The organism is Allobosea sp. GW821-FHT12C12 (assembly GCF_058807355.1).
The window spans coordinates 377681-393797 of the sequence record NZ_JBXAQP010000002.1 but is presented as its reverse complement, the minus strand read 5'-3'; the positions used below and the strand labels follow the sequence as shown (position 1 = coordinate 393797).

Here is a 16117-nt window from a genome sequence, read left to right as displayed (position 1 = left end):
GCGGCGCGGAGCCGCCTCGTCCTCGGCCGCGCGCTCGACGCGGATCGGGCGCGGCGCGGTTTCCGTCTCGCTCTCGGCCCGGCGTCCGCGCTCGGGCCGGCCGCCGCGTCCGCCGCCGCGGCCGGGGCGGCGATCCTCGCCGCGTCCGCCACGACCGCCTGAGCGCTCTTCGCGCGGGGCGCCGGGCGGCAGCGTATCGACGCCGCCGCCTTCAAAGGCGATCGGCACGCCGGTCAGCCTCTCGATCGCGGCGACGAGCTTCTCGTCATGGCGGGTCACGATGGTGAAGGATGCGCCCTCGCGCCCGGCGCGCCCGGTGCGGCCGATGCGGTGGACATAGTCCTCGGCATGGGTCGGGACGTCGTAGTTGAAGACGTGGCTGACGGCCGGGATGTCGAGCCCGCGCGCGGCGACGTCGCTCGCGACCAGGATCGGGTTCTCGCCGGTGCGGAAGGATTCCAGCGCCGCCATGCGGGCGTACTGATCCATGTCGCCATGCAGGGCGACGGCCGGAAAACCGTATTTCTGCAAGGATTTGTGCAGGGTCGCGACATCGCGCTTGCGGTTGCAGAAGACGATCGCGTTCTGCAGGTCCCTGGCCTCGTTGAGGAGCTTGCGCAGCGTGTCGCGCTTCTCGAAATCCTGGCCGTTCGAGGCGATCAGGCGTTGCGTGATCGTCGCCGCAGCCGTCGCCGGGCGCGAGGCCTCGACGCGAATCGGATTGTGCAGGAACTGCTCGCTGATGCGCGTGATCTCGGGCGGCATCGTCGCGGTGAAGAACAAGGTCTGCCGCGTGAAGGGAACAAGTTTGCAAACCCGCTCGATGTCGGGGATGAAGCCCATGTCGAGCATGCGGTCGGCCTCGTCGATGACGAGGAGCTCTACGCCGGTGAGCAGGAGCTTGCCGCGCTCGACATGGTCGAGCAGGCGGCCGGGCGTGGCGATCAGCACGTCGACGCCGCGCGTGATCTTGGCGTCCTGGTCGCCGAAGGAGACGCCGCCGATGAGCAGCGCGACCGAGAGCTTCTGGTTGACGCCGTAGCGGGTGAAGTTCTCCTCGACCTGGGCGGCGAGCTCGCGCGTCGGCTCCAAAATCAGCGTGCGCGGCATGCGGGCCCGGGCCCGGCCGTTCTCGAGGATCGTCAGCATCGGCAGGGTGAAGGCGGCGGTCTTGCCGGTGCCGGTCTGGGCGATGCCGAGCACGTCGCGGCGGGCGAGGACGTGCGGGATGGCCTGGGCCTGGATGGGGGTGGGCGTGTGATAGCCCGCGGTGGTGACCGCGGTCAGAACTTTTTCGCTCAGGCCGAGTTCGGCAAAGGACATGCGTAGGGCGCTTCTTCAAGGGTCGGTGACGCGTGGCGGGATGACCTATCAACCGCGACGGTGGCGCGACTTCTTTTCCAGCGCGCCTTCGGACCCCCGTGCAATGCAGAAAAAGTCCGGCTAAGTCAACAAACTAGGCCTTACAGGAAGCCATGGAAGCCATGCCCGAACCGCTCGTCCTCATCCCGGGACTGAATTGCAGCGCCGCCCTTTACGCTCCGCAATGGCCCACGCTCGCCGCCGGCCGCCCGATCCTGGTCGCCGACCATGCCCGCGACGAGACCATGACGGATATCGCGAGGCGGCTGCTGGCGGCCGCGCCCGCGCGCTTCGCGCTGTGCGGATTGTCGATGGGCGGCTACATCGCCTTCGAGGCGATGCGGCAGGCGCCGGAGCGCGTCAGCCGGCTGGCGCTGCTCGACACCTCCGCCAAGGGCCCGACGCCGGAGAGCGACGCGGCGCGCGAGCAGATGATCGCGCTGGCCGAAAAGGGCGCCTTCGACAACGTCACGACGCTGCTCTGGCAGAAGCTGGTCGCGCCCGCGCGCCTGACGGACGAGCCGCTGCGGCTGGCGGTGCGCGCCATGGCCGAGGAGATCGGCCCGGCCGGCTTCGTGCGCCAGCAGAAGGCGATCATGAGCCGGCCGGATTCAAGGGCCGACCTGGCCGCGATCGGCGTCCCGACGCTGGTGCTTGTCGGCGAGGAGGACGCGCTGACGCCGCCCGCGGAGGCGAGGGAGATCGCGGACGGGATCGGCGGCAATGCGCGGCTCGTCGTGCTGCCGGGCTGCGGGCATCTCTCGACGCTGGAGGCTCCCGGGATCGTAACGAAGGAGCTTCTCGACTGGCTGGCCTAGAGCCCGCCGGGTTTCTCCGAACCGCTGCGTCATCCCGCACGAGCGGCCCTCGGGTCGTGCTTTCGGTAGGCCCAGGGACAGGCTCCGCCGCGCCGATCCGTCATAACGCTCGGCGGCTCTCCGTGATGGATCCCGGGTCGGGCCCGGATGACGACGTGTTTTCGCGTGAATGCTTCTGGGAGACTCAGCGCTGGACGACGCAGGGGTCGAGTTTCGTCTCGCCGGCCTTCTTCGGGATCGAGCCCGTCACCATCGGGTCGACCAGGCGGCCTTTCGAGGCCGCGTCGGCGACCTGCGTCAGCCGCTCCCTGTCGAGATTGGCGGCCTGGTTCGAGACGAAGTTCGCCGCGATGATGGAGAGAAGGGCGATCGCGACGCCCGCCTTGGCGACGTCGGCGACCATCGTGCCGCGCTCGTTCTTCCAGAAGAGTTCGATCAGCCGCATCGGCCCGCTCCGCGATCCATCCGGCGCATAGGCGCGCCGCTGGAGCGATCATGCCCGCCAAGCTGTAAAAAGACGGTTAGCGAAGCGTTGCGGCGATGCCGCCGAGGCGATGTCGTTCTGACGAAACGTCACAAATCGATCAGCTCGCCGGCGAAGGCGGCCCGCTCCTGGATGAAGACGAAGCGCGCCTCGGGCTTGTTGCCCATCAGCCGCTCGACCGTGTCGGAGGTCTCGTCGCGGGCCTCGTGCTCGACCATGACCTTGAGCAGGATGCGCTTGCCCGGATCCATGGTGGTCTCCTTGAGCTGCGCCGGCATCATCTCGCCAAGACCCTTGAAGCGCGAGATCTCCGGCTTCCTGCCCTTGAAGATCGAGGCGATCAGCTCGTCCTTGTGCGCGTCGTTGCGGGCATAGACCGACTTGCCGCCGGCCTGCAGCCGGTAGAGCGGCGGCACGGCGAGGAAGAGATGGCCCTTCTCGATCAGGCGCGGCATCTGGCGCCAGAAGAAGGTCACCAGCAGCGAGGCGATATGGGCGCCGTCGACATCGGCGTCGGTCATCACGATGACCTTCTCGTAGCGGAGGTCGTCCTCGCGGAACTGGCTGCCGATGCCGCAGCCCAGCGCCAGGATCAGGTCGGCGAGCTGCTGGTTCTGGTTGAGCTTGTCGCGCGTCGCGTTGGCGACGTTCAGGATCTTGCCGCGCAAGGGCAGGATGGCCTGCGTCGCGCGGTTCCTCGCCTGCTTTGCCGAGCCGCCGGCCGAGTCGCCCTCGACGATGAAGAGCTCGGAGCCGGCCGCACCGGCATTGCCGCAATCGGCGAGCTTGCCGGGCAGGCGCAGTTTCTTCGTTGCGGTCTTGCGCGAGACCTCCTTTTCGAGGCGGCGGCGCAGGCGCTCGTCGGCCCGGTCGACCGACCAGTCGAGCAGCTTCAGCGCCTGCTGCGGGGCTGCGGCGAGCCAGTGGTCGAAGGCGTCGCGGACCGCGTTCTCGACGATGCGCGAGGCCTCGACCGTCGCGAGCTTGTCCTTGGTCTGGCCCTGGAATTCCGGCTCGCGGATGAAGACCGAGAGCATGGCGGCGCAGGTCGCCATTACGTCGTCGGAGGTGACCTGCGCCATGCGCTTGGACTGGCCGATGCGCTCGGCATGGTCGCGCAGGCCGCGCAGCAGGGCGATGCGCAGGCCCTGCTCATGCGTGCCGCCCTCGGGCGTCGGGATCGTGTTGCAGTAGGAGGAGGCGAAGCCGTCCTCGCCGGTGGCGAGCCAGGCGATCGCCCATTCGAGCGAGCCGTGGCTGCCGGCCCTGGTGATCTTGCCGGAGAAGATCGGCTCGGCGACGAGATCCTTGCCCTCGATCTCGCGGGCGAGATAGTCGCGCAGGCCCCCCGGAAACTTGAACACGGCCTCCGCCGCGACGTCGCTCTCGGCCTTGAGCAGCGCCGGCGCGCAATGCCAGCGGATCTCGACGCCCCCGAAAAGATAGGCCTTCGAGCGCGCCATCCGGAACAGGCGGGACGGGACGAAATGCGCCCCCTCGCCAAAAATCTGCGCGTCGGGATGGAACCGCACGCGGGTGCCGCGCCGGTTGGCGACGCGGCCGACCGTCTCCAGCGGTCCCTGCGGATGGCCTCGGGAGAACGTCTGGCGATAGAGAGTCTGGCCGCGCGCGACCTCGACCTCGAGCGTGTCGGAGAGCGCGTTGACGACCGAGACGCCGACGCCGTGCAGTCCGCCGGAGGTCTCGTAGGCCTTGGAGTCGAATTTTCCGCCGGCATGCAGCGTCGTCATGATGACTTCGAGCGCCGACTTGCCGGGGAATTTCGGATGCGGATCGACCGGGATGCCGCGGCCGTTGTCGGTGACGGCGATCGAGCCGTCCTCCAGCGCCTCGACCTCGATGAAGGTCGCGTGGCCGGCGACCGCCTCGTCCATGGCGTTGTCGATCACCTCGGCGAAGAGATGATGCAGCGCGCGCTCGTCGGTGCCGCCGATATACATGCCTGGCCGGCGGCGGACCGGCTCCAGACCTTCGAGCACCTCGATGGCCGAGGCGTCGTAACCCTGCTCGGAGAGCGTGCCGTTGCGCGGCGGAGCGGCAGCCGGCACAGGCTTGCCGCTGGCGGGCGGCGCGGCGGCGCGTGGCGGCTTCGGCGGAGGTCCGGCCGGTGGCTCGGCTCCAGCGCCGAAAAGATCGCCGTTCTCCGCCATGTCCGCCGTCGGCCTCCCTGATTCGCTCGCGCCCGAGACTAGCGCAGCCGCGTCGTTCCCGCTCTGTCTGCATCGCCGCAGGCCGGGCGAGGCCGTGGATTGGATGTATCCCGCGTCAGGCCGCGTCAAGCGGCTCGCAATCGAGCGGCGGAAATGCTACGCGGCCCGTCAACAGGGAATTTCTTGGCGGGCCATGTCCGATATTTTTCGCGAGATCGATGAAGAGGTGCGCCGCGACAAGGCGGCCGCCTTCTGGAAGAAATACGGCAATGTGCTGATCGGGCTCGCCGTTCTGGCGGTGCTCGCCGTCGCCGGCTGGCAATACTGGCTGCGACGCGAGAACATCGCCTCGCAGGCCGTCGGCGCGCGGCTGGAAGCGGCGCTGAAATCCTCGCGCGACGGCAATGGCGACGAGGCGGAGACGATCCTGAAGGATCTCGCGGCGAATGCGCCGGCCGGCTACCGCCAGATCGCGCGCTTCAGGCTCGCGGCCGAGACCGGCAAGCGCGACCCGGCCACCGGGGCGACCGCGTTCGACGCGCTCGCCAACGACGGCGCGCTGGCGCAGGTCTATCGCGACGTGGCCCGGCTGCGCGCCGGCATGCTGCGGATCGACCTCGTGCCCTATGCCGAACTGCGCACCGCGCTGGAGCCGCTTGCAGCTCCGCAGGGCGTGCTTCGCCATTCGGCCCGCGAATTCCTCGGCATCGCCGCGCTCAAGGCCAACCTGTTCGAGGATGCCGGGCGCTGGTTCGACGCGATCGTCACCGACCCGTCCTCGCCGCGCGTGATGCGCCAGCGCGTCGATCTCTATCTGACGCTGGTGCGCGGCGGCCCGGTCGAGACGCGCAATTGAACGACGCCGTCATCCCGGGCGACCGAAGGGAGACCCGGGATCCATTCCGGAGCCTTTCCGAATAGCGTTCAGGAATGGAGCCCGAATCGGCGTGGCTAGCGCCGCTTGTCCGGGACGACAACCGCGAACAGGATATCCGGAAGACCATGACCGCCACCGTCGCCATCGTCGGCCGCCCCAATGTCGGCAAGTCGACCCTGTTCAACCGGCTCGTCGGCAAGAAGCTGGCGCTGGTCGACGATCTTCCCGGCGTGACCCGCGACCGGCGCGAGGGCGAGGCCTCGCTCGGCCATCTGCGCTTCACCGTCATCGACACGGCGGGGCTGGAAGAGGCCGATCCCGGCTCGCTCGCCGGCCGCATGCGGGCGCAGACCGAGACCGCGATCGGGCAGGCCGACGTCATCCTGTTCATGATCGACGCCAGGCTCGGCCTGACGCCGATGGACCAGCCCTTCGCCGATCTCGCGCGCAAGTCCGGCAAGCCGGTGATCCTGCTCGCCAACAAGGCCGAGGGGAAGAAGGGGCTCGACGGCATCCTCGAATCCTATGCGCTGGGTCTCGGCGACCCGGTGCCGTTCTCGGCCGAGCATGGCGAGGGCACCTCGGACCTGCTGGAGGCGCTCGCGCCCTTCGTCGACGAGGAGCCGGAGGAGGAAGAGCCCTTCGACGAGAGCTATGGCGACAAAAGCTGGGCCGATGCGCCGGCCGCCATCGGCGACGAGGAGGCGGAATACGGCGATCCGGCCAAGCCGCTGCGCGTCGCCATCATCGGGCGGCCCAATGCCGGCAAGTCGACGCTGGTCAACCGGATGATCGGCGAGGAGCGGCTTTTGACCGGCCCCGAAGCCGGCATCACCCGCGACACCATCTCGGTCGACTGGGAATGGCGCGGCAAGCCCGTGAAGCTCTTCGACACGGCGGGCATGCGCAAGCGCGCCCGGATCGAGGAGAAGCTCGAGAAGATGTCGGTGCAGGACGCGCTCAGGGCCGTCCGCTTCGCCGAGGTCGTGGTCGTGCTGCTCGACGCGACGATCCCGTTCGAGAAGCAGGACCTGACGCTGGTCGACCTGACCGAGCGCGAGGGCCGCCCCGTCGTGATCGGCCTGAACAAATGGGATCTCGTCGCCGACAGGAACGGGCTGCTGGCCGAACTCAGGGAAAAGGCGACGCATCTGCTCGCGCAGGTGCGCGGCGTGCCGATCATCCCGCTCTCGGGACTGGCGGGCGAGGGGATCGACCGGCTGATGCAGGGCGTGTTCTCGGCCTATGAGGTCTGGAACCGGCGCGTCTCGACGGCGCGGATCAACCGCTGGCTCGAAGGCGTGCTCTCGGCCCATCCGCCTCCGGCCGTGGCCGGGCGGCGCATCAAGATCCGCTACATGACGCAGGCCAAGGCGCGGCCGCCGACCTTCGCGCTGTTCGGCAACCAGCTCGACCACCTGCCGGTGTCCTACACGCGCTACCTCGTCAACAACCTGCGCGAGGCCTTCGAGCTGCCGGGCACGCCGATCCGGCTGCATACGCGCGGCGGCGAAAACCCCTATGACAGGAACAGGCGGGCCGGATGAAGATCGCCGTCGTCGGAGCCGGCATCGCCGGGATGTCCACCGCCTGGGCCCTGAACAAGGCCGGGCATGAGGTCACGCTGATCGAGCAGGCGGCGGCGATCCCCAACCCCTATGCGGCGTCGGGCGACCAGCACCGCATCATCCGGCGCGCCTATGCCGGCGAGGACGGCTATGCCCGGACCATCACCGAGGCCTTCGCCGCCTGGGACGAGCTCTGGGCCGATCTCGGCGCGGTCCACTACAAGGCCTGCGGCGTGATGGGCATCTCGCAGGTCGCGGGCGACGAGGGCGAGGCGTATCGCGACGGGCTCGACCGGACGGGCTCGCCCTACGAGCTGTTCGAGCCGGCGGAGGCGGCGCGGCGCTATCCCTTCCTCGACGCTTCGACCTTCCGCTACGCCTATCTGAGCGGCGATGGCGGGGCGCTGTTTCCCGCCCGCATCGCGGCCGGGCTGGTCGCGCTGCTGCGCGAGCGCGGCGTCGCGATCCGCGAGGGCGTGGCCGTGACCTCGGTCGATCCCGGGAGCGGCGCGGTCGGGTTTTCAGATGGGGAGCGGCTGGGCCTCGACCGCATCGTCGTCACGGCCGGCGCGTGGACGCCGAGGCTGCTGCCGGAACTCGGCGAGGCGCTCAAGACCTATCGGACGGCGGTGGCCTATCTCGATCCGCCCGACGACCTCAAGGCCGCCTGGGCGGCCGCGCCCTGCATCGTCGATGTCGGCGGCCCGGTCGACGGCTATGTCCTGCCGGCGGTGGATGGGACCGATCTCAAGGTCGGGGCGGGAGTCCACAAGGTTCCGATGGCGCCCGATCTCGACCGCGAGCCGCGCCCCGGCGAAGGCGAGATCATCCGCGACTATTTCGCGCCGCCCTTTGCGCGCATCGGCGAGTACGGCGTCAAGCGCGTGGCGAGCTGCGCCTACACCTTCACCGCCGACCACAAGTTCCTGTCGCGGCGGGTGGGCAAGGTGCTCGCCGTCTCGGCCTGTTCCGGCCACGGCTACAAGTTCGGCGCGGCGGTCGGGCGGCGGGTGGCCGCGGCTGTCGAGAGCGGGGATGACGTGGGGCTGCTGGCTTGGTTGAGGGCGGAATGAAGCGCCCTCGCGACTTGGATCGGCCATGATCCATACCGTTGGCGCTCTCTTCGTCAGCCCGGGCTGTCAGACCCTGCTAGGACTTCGCGCCATGCACAAAAAGGCGTGGCCGGGACACTGGGATGCGATCGGCGGCCACGTCGAGCCTGCCGAAACGGTCAACGAAGCCCTGTTGCGCGAGTGCCGTGAAGAAGTGGGCGTTACGCCGACAAGGTTTTGGCTCGCGGTCACGGCCCAGGAGCCTCACCGCGAAAGCCTCTATCACATCCATATCGTGACGCGCTGGGATGGCGGAGCGCCGCGCAACGTCAGCGCGGAACACTCCGAAATCAGATGGTTCGACTTCGACGAACTCGCACGCCTCGATAAGCTGGCCGACTATCGCTATGTCGACATCATCGCCGCCAACAAGGACGCGATCGACGCCGCCATGCGCTGATCATGCCGGCGGCTGCGGGCTCAGCACCTTGTCCTGCGGGAAATCGAAGATCTTGCCGCTCTCCGTCCAGTCCGGCGAGGCGAGCCTGACCAGATGCGGCGCGAGGTCTTCCGGCGTCCTCAGCGTCTGCGGGTCCTCGCCCGGCATCGCCTCGGCGCGCATGCGGGTGCGCAGGGGGCCGGGATTGACCAGCATCACCTTGGTCGGCGTCGTCGCGGTCTCGGCGGCGTAGGTCCGCGCCATCGCCTCGACGGCGGCCTTCGAGATCGAATAGGGGCCCCAGTAGGCCAGGCATTTATGGGCCGCGCCCGAGCTCATCAGGATGACGCGGGCGGCGTCGGAGAGCCGCAGCGCCGGCTCGACCGATTTCAGCAGCCGCCAGTTCGCCGTGACGTTGGTGTCGAAGACGCGGTTCCATTCCTTCGCGGAGGCGTGGGTCAGCGGCGTCAGCGGGCCGAGGATGCCGGCATTGGCCAGCAGGATGTCGAGCCTGCCCCAGCGCTGCAGCAGGGCAGGGCCGAGCTTCTCGATCGCGGCGGCGTCCGCCAGATCGACCGGGACCAGCGTCGCCGCGCCGCCCGCCGCCCTGATCTCGTCGTCGAGTTCCTCCAGCGCGCCGGAGGTGCGCGCGAGCGCGACGACATGGGCGCCGGCCTGCGCATAGGCCAGCGCGGCGGCGCGTCCGATGCCGCGCGACGCGCCGGTGACGAGCGCGACGCGCCCTTCGAGAGGCCTGGTCATGAAAGGTCCGTCGTGGTCGGGATCAACCTGCTTCCGCCAGCAGCGAAAGCTGCTGCTTGGCGCTCTCGCCGATCACGTCGGTCAGAGAGGTCGGGTAGTCGCCGGTGAAGCAGTGGTCGGTGAATTGCGGGCGGGCATCGTCGCGTCCGGAATGGCCCATGGCGCGGTAGAGCCCGTCGACCGAGAGGAAGGCGAGCGAATCCGCGCCGACGAAACGGCGCATCTCCTCCAGCGTGTGGGTCGCGGCGAGCAGCTTCTCGCGGTCGGGCGTGTCGATGCCGTAATAGTCGGGATGGGTGATCGGCGGCGAGGAGATGCGGAAATGCACCTCGCGCGCCCCGGCCTCGCGCATCATCTTGACGATCTTGAACGAGGTGGTGCCGCGCACGATCGAATCGTCGACCAGCACGATGCTCTTGCCCTCGACCACCGAGCGGTTGGCCGAATGCTTCAGCCGGACGCCGAGCTCGCGGACCTTCTGCGTCGGCTCGATGAAGGTGCGGCCGACATAGTGGTTGCGGATGATGCCGAGCTCGAAGGGGATGCCGCTCGCCTGCGCATAGCCCAGCGCGGCGGGCACGCCTGAATCGGGCACCGGCACGATGACGTCGGCGTTGGCCGGGGCCTCGGCCGCGAGCTGCGCGCCCATCTGCTTGCGGCGCTCGTAGATGCTGCGGCCCTTCACGATCGAATCGGGCCGGGCGAAGTAGATGTATTCGAAGATGCAGGGGCGCTCGGCCACAGGCGGGAAGGGCTTGTGGCTCTCGATGCCGCTCTCGGAGATGACGACGACCTCGCCGTTCTCGACCTCGCGGATGAATTTCGCGCCGATGATGTCGAGCGCGCAGGTCTCGGAGGTCAGGATCGGGCAGCCGTCGAGTTCGCCGAGCACCAGCGGGCGGATGCCGAGCGGGTCGCGCACACCGATCAGCTTCTTGTTGGTGATGCCGACGAAGGCGTAGGCGCCCTCGATCTGGCGGATCGCCTCGACGAAGCGCTCGATGAAGCGCGGCCTGCGCGAGCGGGCGACAAGATGCAGCAGCACCTCGGTGTCGGAGGTCGACTGGTAGATCGCGCCGTCGCGGACGAGGTTGCGCCGCAGCGTCAGCCCGTTGGTCAGGTTGCCGTTGTGGGCGACCGCGAAGCCGCCGCCATGCAGTTCGGCGAAGAGCGGCTGGACGTTGCGCAGGATGGTCTCGCCGGTGGTCGAGTAGCGGACATGGCCGATGGCCTGCGAGCCTTTCAGCTTCTCGATCACCGCCGCTTCCGAGAAGGCGTCGCCGACGAGGCCGAGGCGGCGCTCGGAATGGAAGCGCGCGCCGTCGAAGCAGACGATGCCCGCCGCCTCCTGGCCGCGATGCTGGAGCGCATGCAGGCCGAGCGCCGTCAGGGCCGCCGCGTCGGCATGGCCGAAGATGCCGAAGACGCCGCATTCCTCACGCAGCCTGTCGGCATGGGGGTCGAACGGCGGATCGGCTGGGCTCAGCGGCTGCATCGCAGGCTCCATGTAGCGGGCGGGAATGTCATCCAACCGGGCTTCGATAGGCTCGGATCAAGGCAATATTCGTGCTCAAGGCGGGGCGCTTCTCAAGGTCTGGCCGGCGTCGCGGGCCGGCTGGCGTCGATGGCGCGCTGCAGGCCGGCCCGATCGGTCGCGTTGGGCAGTTCGGTGCGGCGCTGCGGATCGGCGGTCGGGCTGGCGGGCGTGCGCGGCTCCTCGGCCGGCGCCTCGCTCGGCTCGTCGCCGGTCTTGGGCTTGAGCAGCTTCTTGACGATGTCGGAGTTGATGTCCTGCGGCAGCATGGTCAGCAGCGAGCGGCCGGTCTCCTCCAGCAGCGGCTTGGCCCTGGCTTCCCTGGCCCAGGAAGGCTGCATCTTCTCCGGCACCAGCGCGGAGAAGAAGAGATAGCCGATCACGGCCAGCAGCAGGCCGCGGCCGGCCCCGAAGACGAAGCCCAGCGTGCGGTCGAGCGCGCCGATGCGCGAATCGAGCACGAAATCCGACAGCCGCGCCGTGATCAGCGAGACCAGGATCAGCGTCACCAGGAAGAGCGAGGCGATCGCGGCGATCAGCGCGACGGTGTCGTTGGGGATGTACTGCTTCACGATCGGCAGAAGCTGCGGATGGAAGGTCCAGGCGACGGCGGCCGCGGCGACCCAGGACGCGATCGCCAGCACCTCGCGCGTCAGCCCGCGCACGGCGGCGAGCAAAGCCGAGATCAGAACCACGCCGATGACGACGAGATCGAGGATGGTGACAGGCATAAGGGCGTCGCTTCGCTAGGATAAATCGGGACGGCCATGAAGAGATGGGCTGGCCGCATGGATTTCGCTATACGCGCTCGAGCGCGCGGCGTCACCCATATGACGATCTCATTTCACAACCCTGCGAGGCGCGCGCGCCGCGATCTCCGCGACCAGCTCCGTGACATGGCCGATGCGCCTCAGGCCGAGCCCCGCGCCATCGCCCTGATCGCCTCCGCCGGGCAGCGTCGCCGATTCGAAGCCGAGCTTGGAGGCCTCGCGCAGCCGCGCCGGCGTCACCGAGACCGGGCGCACCGCGCCCGACAGCGCGATCTCGCCGAAATGCACGCCCTCCGGCGGCAGGATCGCGCCGGTCAGCGACGAGACGAGCGCGGCGGCGACCGCGAGATCGGCGGCCGGCTCGTTGACGCGCAGGCCGCCCGCGACGTTGAGGTAGACGTCGTGCTGGCCGAGCTTGAGCCCGCCATGGGTCTCCAGCACCGCCAGCACCATGGCAAGACGGCTGTTCTCCCAGCCGACGACGGCGCGGCGCGGCGTGCCGAGCGCGGTCGGGGCGACCAGCGCCTGGATCTCGACCAGCACCGGCCTCGTGCCCTCGATGCCGGCGAAGACGGCCGCGCCCGGCGCGGCCTGGTCGCGTCCGGCGAGGAAGAGCGCGGACGGGTTGGAGACCTCGGACAGGCCCTTGCCGGTCATCTCGAAGACGCCGATCTCGTCCGTCGCGCCGAAACGGTTCTTCTGGCCGCGCAGGATGCGGAAGGAATGCGCGCCTTCTCCCTCGAAGGAGAGCACGGCGTCGACCATGTGCTCGACGACGCGCGGGCCGGCGATCTGGCCGTCCTTGGTGACGTGGCCGACGAGGATCAGGCAGGCGCCGCTGGTCTTGGCGTAGCGGATCAGCGCCTGGGCGGAACCCCGCACCTGCGTCACAGTGCCCGGCGCGCTCTCGACCTCGCCCGACCACATCGTCTGGATCGAATCGATCACCACCAGCGCCGGGCGCTCGCCCTGGCTCAGCGTCGCGACGATGTCCTCGACATTGGTCTCGGCGGCGAGATCGACCGCGACATGGGCGAGGCCCATGCGCTCGGCGCGCAGGCGGACCTGTCCGGTCGATTCCTCGCCCGAGACGTAGACGACGCGGCGGCCGGTCAGCGCCAGCGCCGCGCAGGCCTGCATCAGCAGCGTCGACTTGCCGATGCCGGGATCGCCGCCGATCAGCAGCACCGAGCCCGGCACGAAGCCGCCGCCGGTGACCCGGTCGAGCTCGCCGAGCCCGGTCCTGACGCGGGGCGCGTCCTGCGTCTCGCCCTTCAGCGTCTCCAGCGCGAAGATGCGGCCTCGCGGCTTGGCCCCCGACGAGCCGCGCCCGCCGGGAACGGGAGCGGCCTGCGCTTCCTCGGCGAGCGACGACCAGACGCCGCAGGAATCGCACTTGCCCTGCCAGCGGTGATAGACCGCGCCGCAGGCCTGGCAGATATAGGTCGGCCCGCGCTTAGCCATGTCTTCTCCCTCCCCCCGCTTGCGGTGGGGAGGGTCGGGGTGGGGGGGAGAGTCCAGGCCGTCGCCTGAAACCGGCGCCGAGCCAGATTCTGCACGCCCCCCCATCCCTAACCCTTCCCCACCGCAAGCGGGTGGAAGGGGACGGGTCGAGGCTCGTCAAATCCACCGCGTCACAACCCGACATAGCGGCGCGCATAGCGCCGGCCGAGGCTGGTCAGGATCTCGTAGCCGCTGGTCTTCGCGCCCGCGCCGACCGCTTCCAGATCGAGCGGGCCGCCGATCAGGGTGACGGGCGCGCCGCGTTCCACGGACGCCGCCGGCGCATCGCTGACGTCGACGATGATCAGGTCCATCGAGACGGTGCCGACGAAGGGGCAGACCGCGCCGCCGACCAGAGCCGAGCCACCGGTCGCGCTGTCGGTCCAGCTCGCATTGCGCGGATAGCCGTCGGCGTAGCCGAGATGGATCGTCGCCAGCCGGCGCTTGCCCTTCGCGGTCCAGCGGCCGTTATAGCCGACCTGCGTGCCGGCCTCGACCTCGCGCAGCTGGATGATGCGGGCCTCCAGCCCGATGACCGCCCGCATCGGGTTCGGCTGTCCCGGCGTCGGGTTGCCGCCATAGAGCGCGTAGCCCGGCCGGGTCAGGGCGTAGGACGGACAGTCCTTCAGGAAATGCCCCGACGAGTTCTTCAGCGAGGCCGGCACGCCCGGAAGCGCGGCCGCGATCTCGGCGAAGGCCGCGACCTGGCGGGCGTTGGCCGGGTCGGCCTCGTCCTCGGAAGAGGCGAAATGGCTCATCAGCAGGCCGATGCCGGCCGCCGCGACGACGCTGCCGCGCTCGCGCGCGAGGCTCAGGCCCTCGCCGGCCCACAGGCCGAGCCGGTTCATCGCCGTGTCGACATGCAGCGCGGCGGGGCGGACCCGCGCGCCGCTCTGACGGAACGAGGCCCAGTCGAGCAGTTCCTCATGCGAACCCAGCACGGGCGAAAGGCCGTGCTCGGCGTAGACGCCGCAGGCGCCGGGCAGGAGGCCGTTGAGGACGTAGATCGCCGCCTCGGGAGCGACGGCGCGCGCCCGGATTCCCTCGGAAAGATGGGCGACGAAGAAGCTCCTGCAACCGGCCCGGGCAAGCGCGGTCACCGCCGGCTCGATGCCGATTCCATAGGCGTCGGCCTTGACCACGGCGGCGGCTTCCGTCCCGGCGCGGACGCCGAGCGCGCGCCAGTTGGCGACGAGCGCGCCGAGATCGATCGTCAGCGTCGCGCCGGCGCGGTCTGCGTCTGACGTGTCGAAAGGGCTCACATCCGCTCCGGAAGACGGTCTTCGTCGGCCTCGTCAGAAAACCGGGTCACCTCGGCATCGAATTGCAGTCGCACGGTGCCGGTCGGACCATGGCGCTGCTTGCCGATGATCAGCTCGGCCTTGCCGTGCGCGAGCTCCATCTCGTTCTGCCAGGTCGCGTATTCCGGCGTTCCGGCGCGCGGCTCCTTGCCCTTGAGATAGTACTCCTCGCGATAGACGAACATCACCACGTCGGCGTCCTGCTCGATCGAGCCGGATTCGCGCAGGTCCGAGAGCTGCGGACGCTTGTCGTCGCGGCTCTCGACCTGGCGCGAGAGCTGCGAGAGCGCCACGATCGGGACAGCGAGCTCCTTGGCCAGCGCCTTCAGGCTGGTGGTGATCTCGGTCAGCTCCTGCACCCGGTTCTGGCCGTTCCTGGCCGAGCCGGAGAGCAGCTGGAGATAGTCGATGAACAGGACGTCGAGCCCCTTCTGCCGCTTCAGCCGGCGCGCGCGGGCCATGAGCTGCGCGATCGAGATGCCGCCGGTCTGGTCGATATAGAGCGGCAGCCTCTCGATCTGCGCCGCGACGTCGGTCAATCTGGCGAAGTCGCCCTCCGTGATGCGGCCCTGCCTGATCTTGTAGGAGGAGATGCCGGACTGCTCGGCGACGATGCGGGTCGCGAGCTGGTCGGACGACATTTCGAGCGAGAAGAAGCCGACGATGCCGCCATCGACGCTCTTGATCGAGCCGTCCTCCTGGCGCTCGCCGCGCCAGGCCTTGGCGATGTTGAAGGCGATGTTGGTGGCGAGCGAGGTCTTGCCCATGGCCGGGCGGCCGGCGAGGATGATCAGGTCGGAGCCCTGCAGGCCGCCCATGCGGTGGTCGAGATCGCGCAGGCCCGACGAGAGGCCGGACAGCCCGCCGGCGCGCTGATAGGCGTTGGCCGCCATGTCGATCGCGGTGCGCAGCGCCCCGTCGAACTTCTGGAAGCCGCCTTCGTAGCGGCCCTTCTCGGCCAGTTCGTAGAGCTTGCGCTCGGCGTCCTCGATCTGCTCGCGCGGGGCGAGGTCGATGGGCGAGTCATAGGCGACGTTGACGAGGTCCTCGCCGACGCCGATCAGCTGCCGGCGGATGGCGAGGTCGTAGACGGTGCGGCCGTAATCCTGCGCGTTGATGACGGTCGTCGCCTCGGCGGCGAGCCGGGCGAGATATTGCGAGGCGGTGATGCCGCCGAGGTCCATCTCGCCGACGAAGGTCTTCAACGTGATCGGCGACGCGATCTTGCCGACCCGGATCAGGCTCGCCGTCTGGTCGAAGATGCGCTGGTGGATCGGCTCGAAGAAATGATCCGGCAGCAGGAAATCAGAGACGCGGTAGAAGGCGTCGTTGTTGACCAGGATCGCGCCCAGCAGCGCCTGCTCGGCCTCGATGTTCTGAGGCTGGACACGATACTCCGCCTCACGGGCGTCGAGACGGGTGACGAGGGCGGTTGCAGTGGCCATGGGGTTGGATAAGTCAGCGCCGGCCGACGGC

14 protein-coding genes are annotated in these 16117 nt (G+C 69.2%); 5 read left to right on the top strand and 9 right to left on the bottom strand.

Annotation, left to right across the window (positions count from 1 at the left end):
• On the bottom strand, window positions 1–1323 hold a 1323-nt coding region (locus AC1RRW_RS04815), incomplete at its 3' end, for a DEAD/DEAH box helicase (protein WP_492899389.1).
• Window positions 1324–1484: 161 nt separating this feature from the next.
• On the opposite strand from AC1RRW_RS04815, the gene AC1RRW_RS04810 reads away from it, so the two are divergent.
• Window positions 1485–2180 carry an alpha/beta fold hydrolase gene (locus AC1RRW_RS04810; protein ID WP_492899388.1) on the top strand — a complete coding sequence of 232 codons (696 nt, stop codon included), beginning with the start codon at window positions 1485–1487 and terminating at the stop codon, window positions 2178–2180.
• A 184-nt stretch (window positions 2181–2364) separates the two neighbouring features.
• Here the strand turns inward: AC1RRW_RS04810 and AC1RRW_RS04805 are convergent, their stop codons facing one another.
• On the bottom strand, window positions 2365–2625 hold the full coding sequence (locus AC1RRW_RS04805; protein WP_492899387.1) for a hypothetical protein: 261 nt from the start codon (window positions 2623–2625) through the stop codon (window positions 2365–2367).
• Between the two features lie 128 nt (window positions 2626–2753).
• The gene (parE, locus tag AC1RRW_RS04800) at window positions 2754–4835 is read right to left on the bottom strand and encodes a DNA topoisomerase IV subunit B (RefSeq protein ID WP_492899386.1); all 2082 of its coding nucleotides are present in this window, start codon (window positions 4833–4835) and stop codon (window positions 2754–2756) included.
• 193 nt (window positions 4836–5028) lie between these two features.
• Here parE and AC1RRW_RS04795 point away from each other — a divergent pair, with 193 nt between their 5' ends.
• The 4 genes from AC1RRW_RS04795 to AC1RRW_RS04780 all read left to right on the top strand — a co-directional run bounded on the left by AC1RRW_RS04795 (window position 5029) and on the right by AC1RRW_RS04780 (window position 8792).
• Complete coding sequence (locus AC1RRW_RS04795) at window positions 5029–5691, top strand: tetratricopeptide repeat protein (RefSeq protein ID WP_492899385.1); 663 nt, start codon at window positions 5029–5031, stop codon at window positions 5689–5691.
• A 146-nt stretch (window positions 5692–5837) separates the two neighbouring features.
• The gene (gene der / locus AC1RRW_RS04790; protein ID WP_492899384.1) at window positions 5838–7259 is read left to right on the top strand and encodes a ribosome biogenesis GTPase Der; all 1422 of its coding nucleotides are present in this window, start codon (window positions 5838–5840) and stop codon (window positions 7257–7259) included.
• A complete protein-coding gene (locus tag AC1RRW_RS04785) occupies window positions 7256–8353 on the top strand; it encodes an NAD(P)/FAD-dependent oxidoreductase (RefSeq protein ID WP_492899383.1) in 1098 nt (365 codons plus the stop codon). The genes der and AC1RRW_RS04785 overlap by 4 nt, the downstream gene beginning before the upstream one ends.
• A 25-nt stretch (window positions 8354–8378) precedes the next feature.
• The gene (locus tag AC1RRW_RS04780; RefSeq protein WP_492899382.1) at window positions 8379–8792 is read left to right on the top strand and encodes an NUDIX domain-containing protein; all 414 of its coding nucleotides are present in this window, start codon (window positions 8379–8381) and stop codon (window positions 8790–8792) included.
• Here the strand turns inward: AC1RRW_RS04780 and AC1RRW_RS04775 are convergent, their stop codons facing one another.
• The 6 genes from AC1RRW_RS04775 to AC1RRW_RS04750 form a co-directional block, all read right to left on the bottom strand.
• The gene (locus tag AC1RRW_RS04775) at window positions 8793–9533 is read right to left on the bottom strand and encodes an SDR family NAD(P)-dependent oxidoreductase (protein WP_492899381.1); all 741 of its coding nucleotides are present in this window, start codon (window positions 9531–9533) and stop codon (window positions 8793–8795) included. It abuts the gene before it with no gap.
• Between the two features lie 22 nt (window positions 9534–9555).
• Window positions 9556–11028 carry an amidophosphoribosyltransferase gene (purF, locus tag AC1RRW_RS04770; RefSeq protein ID WP_492899380.1) on the bottom strand — a complete coding sequence of 491 codons (1473 nt, stop codon included), beginning with the start codon at window positions 11026–11028 and terminating at the stop codon, window positions 9556–9558.
• Between the two features lie 92 nt (window positions 11029–11120).
• The gene (locus tag AC1RRW_RS04765; RefSeq protein ID WP_492899379.1) at window positions 11121–11798 is read right to left on the bottom strand and encodes a CvpA family protein; all 678 of its coding nucleotides are present in this window, start codon (window positions 11796–11798) and stop codon (window positions 11121–11123) included.
• Between the two features lie 108 nt (window positions 11799–11906).
• Window positions 11907–13301 carry a DNA repair protein RadA gene (gene radA, locus AC1RRW_RS04760; protein ID WP_492899378.1) on the bottom strand — a complete coding sequence of 465 codons (1395 nt, stop codon included), beginning with the start codon at window positions 13299–13301 and terminating at the stop codon, window positions 11907–11909.
• Between the two features lie 170 nt (window positions 13302–13471).
• Entirely contained in the window at window positions 13472–14602 is a 1131-nt protein-coding gene (gene alr / locus AC1RRW_RS04755) for an alanine racemase (RefSeq protein WP_492899377.1), read from the bottom strand.
• On the bottom strand, window positions 14599–16086 hold the full coding sequence (locus tag AC1RRW_RS04750; RefSeq protein WP_492899376.1) for a replicative DNA helicase: 1488 nt from the start codon (window positions 16084–16086) through the stop codon (window positions 14599–14601). The genes alr and AC1RRW_RS04750 overlap by 4 nt, the downstream gene beginning before the upstream one ends.
• Window positions 16087–16117: the final 31 nt, after the last annotated feature.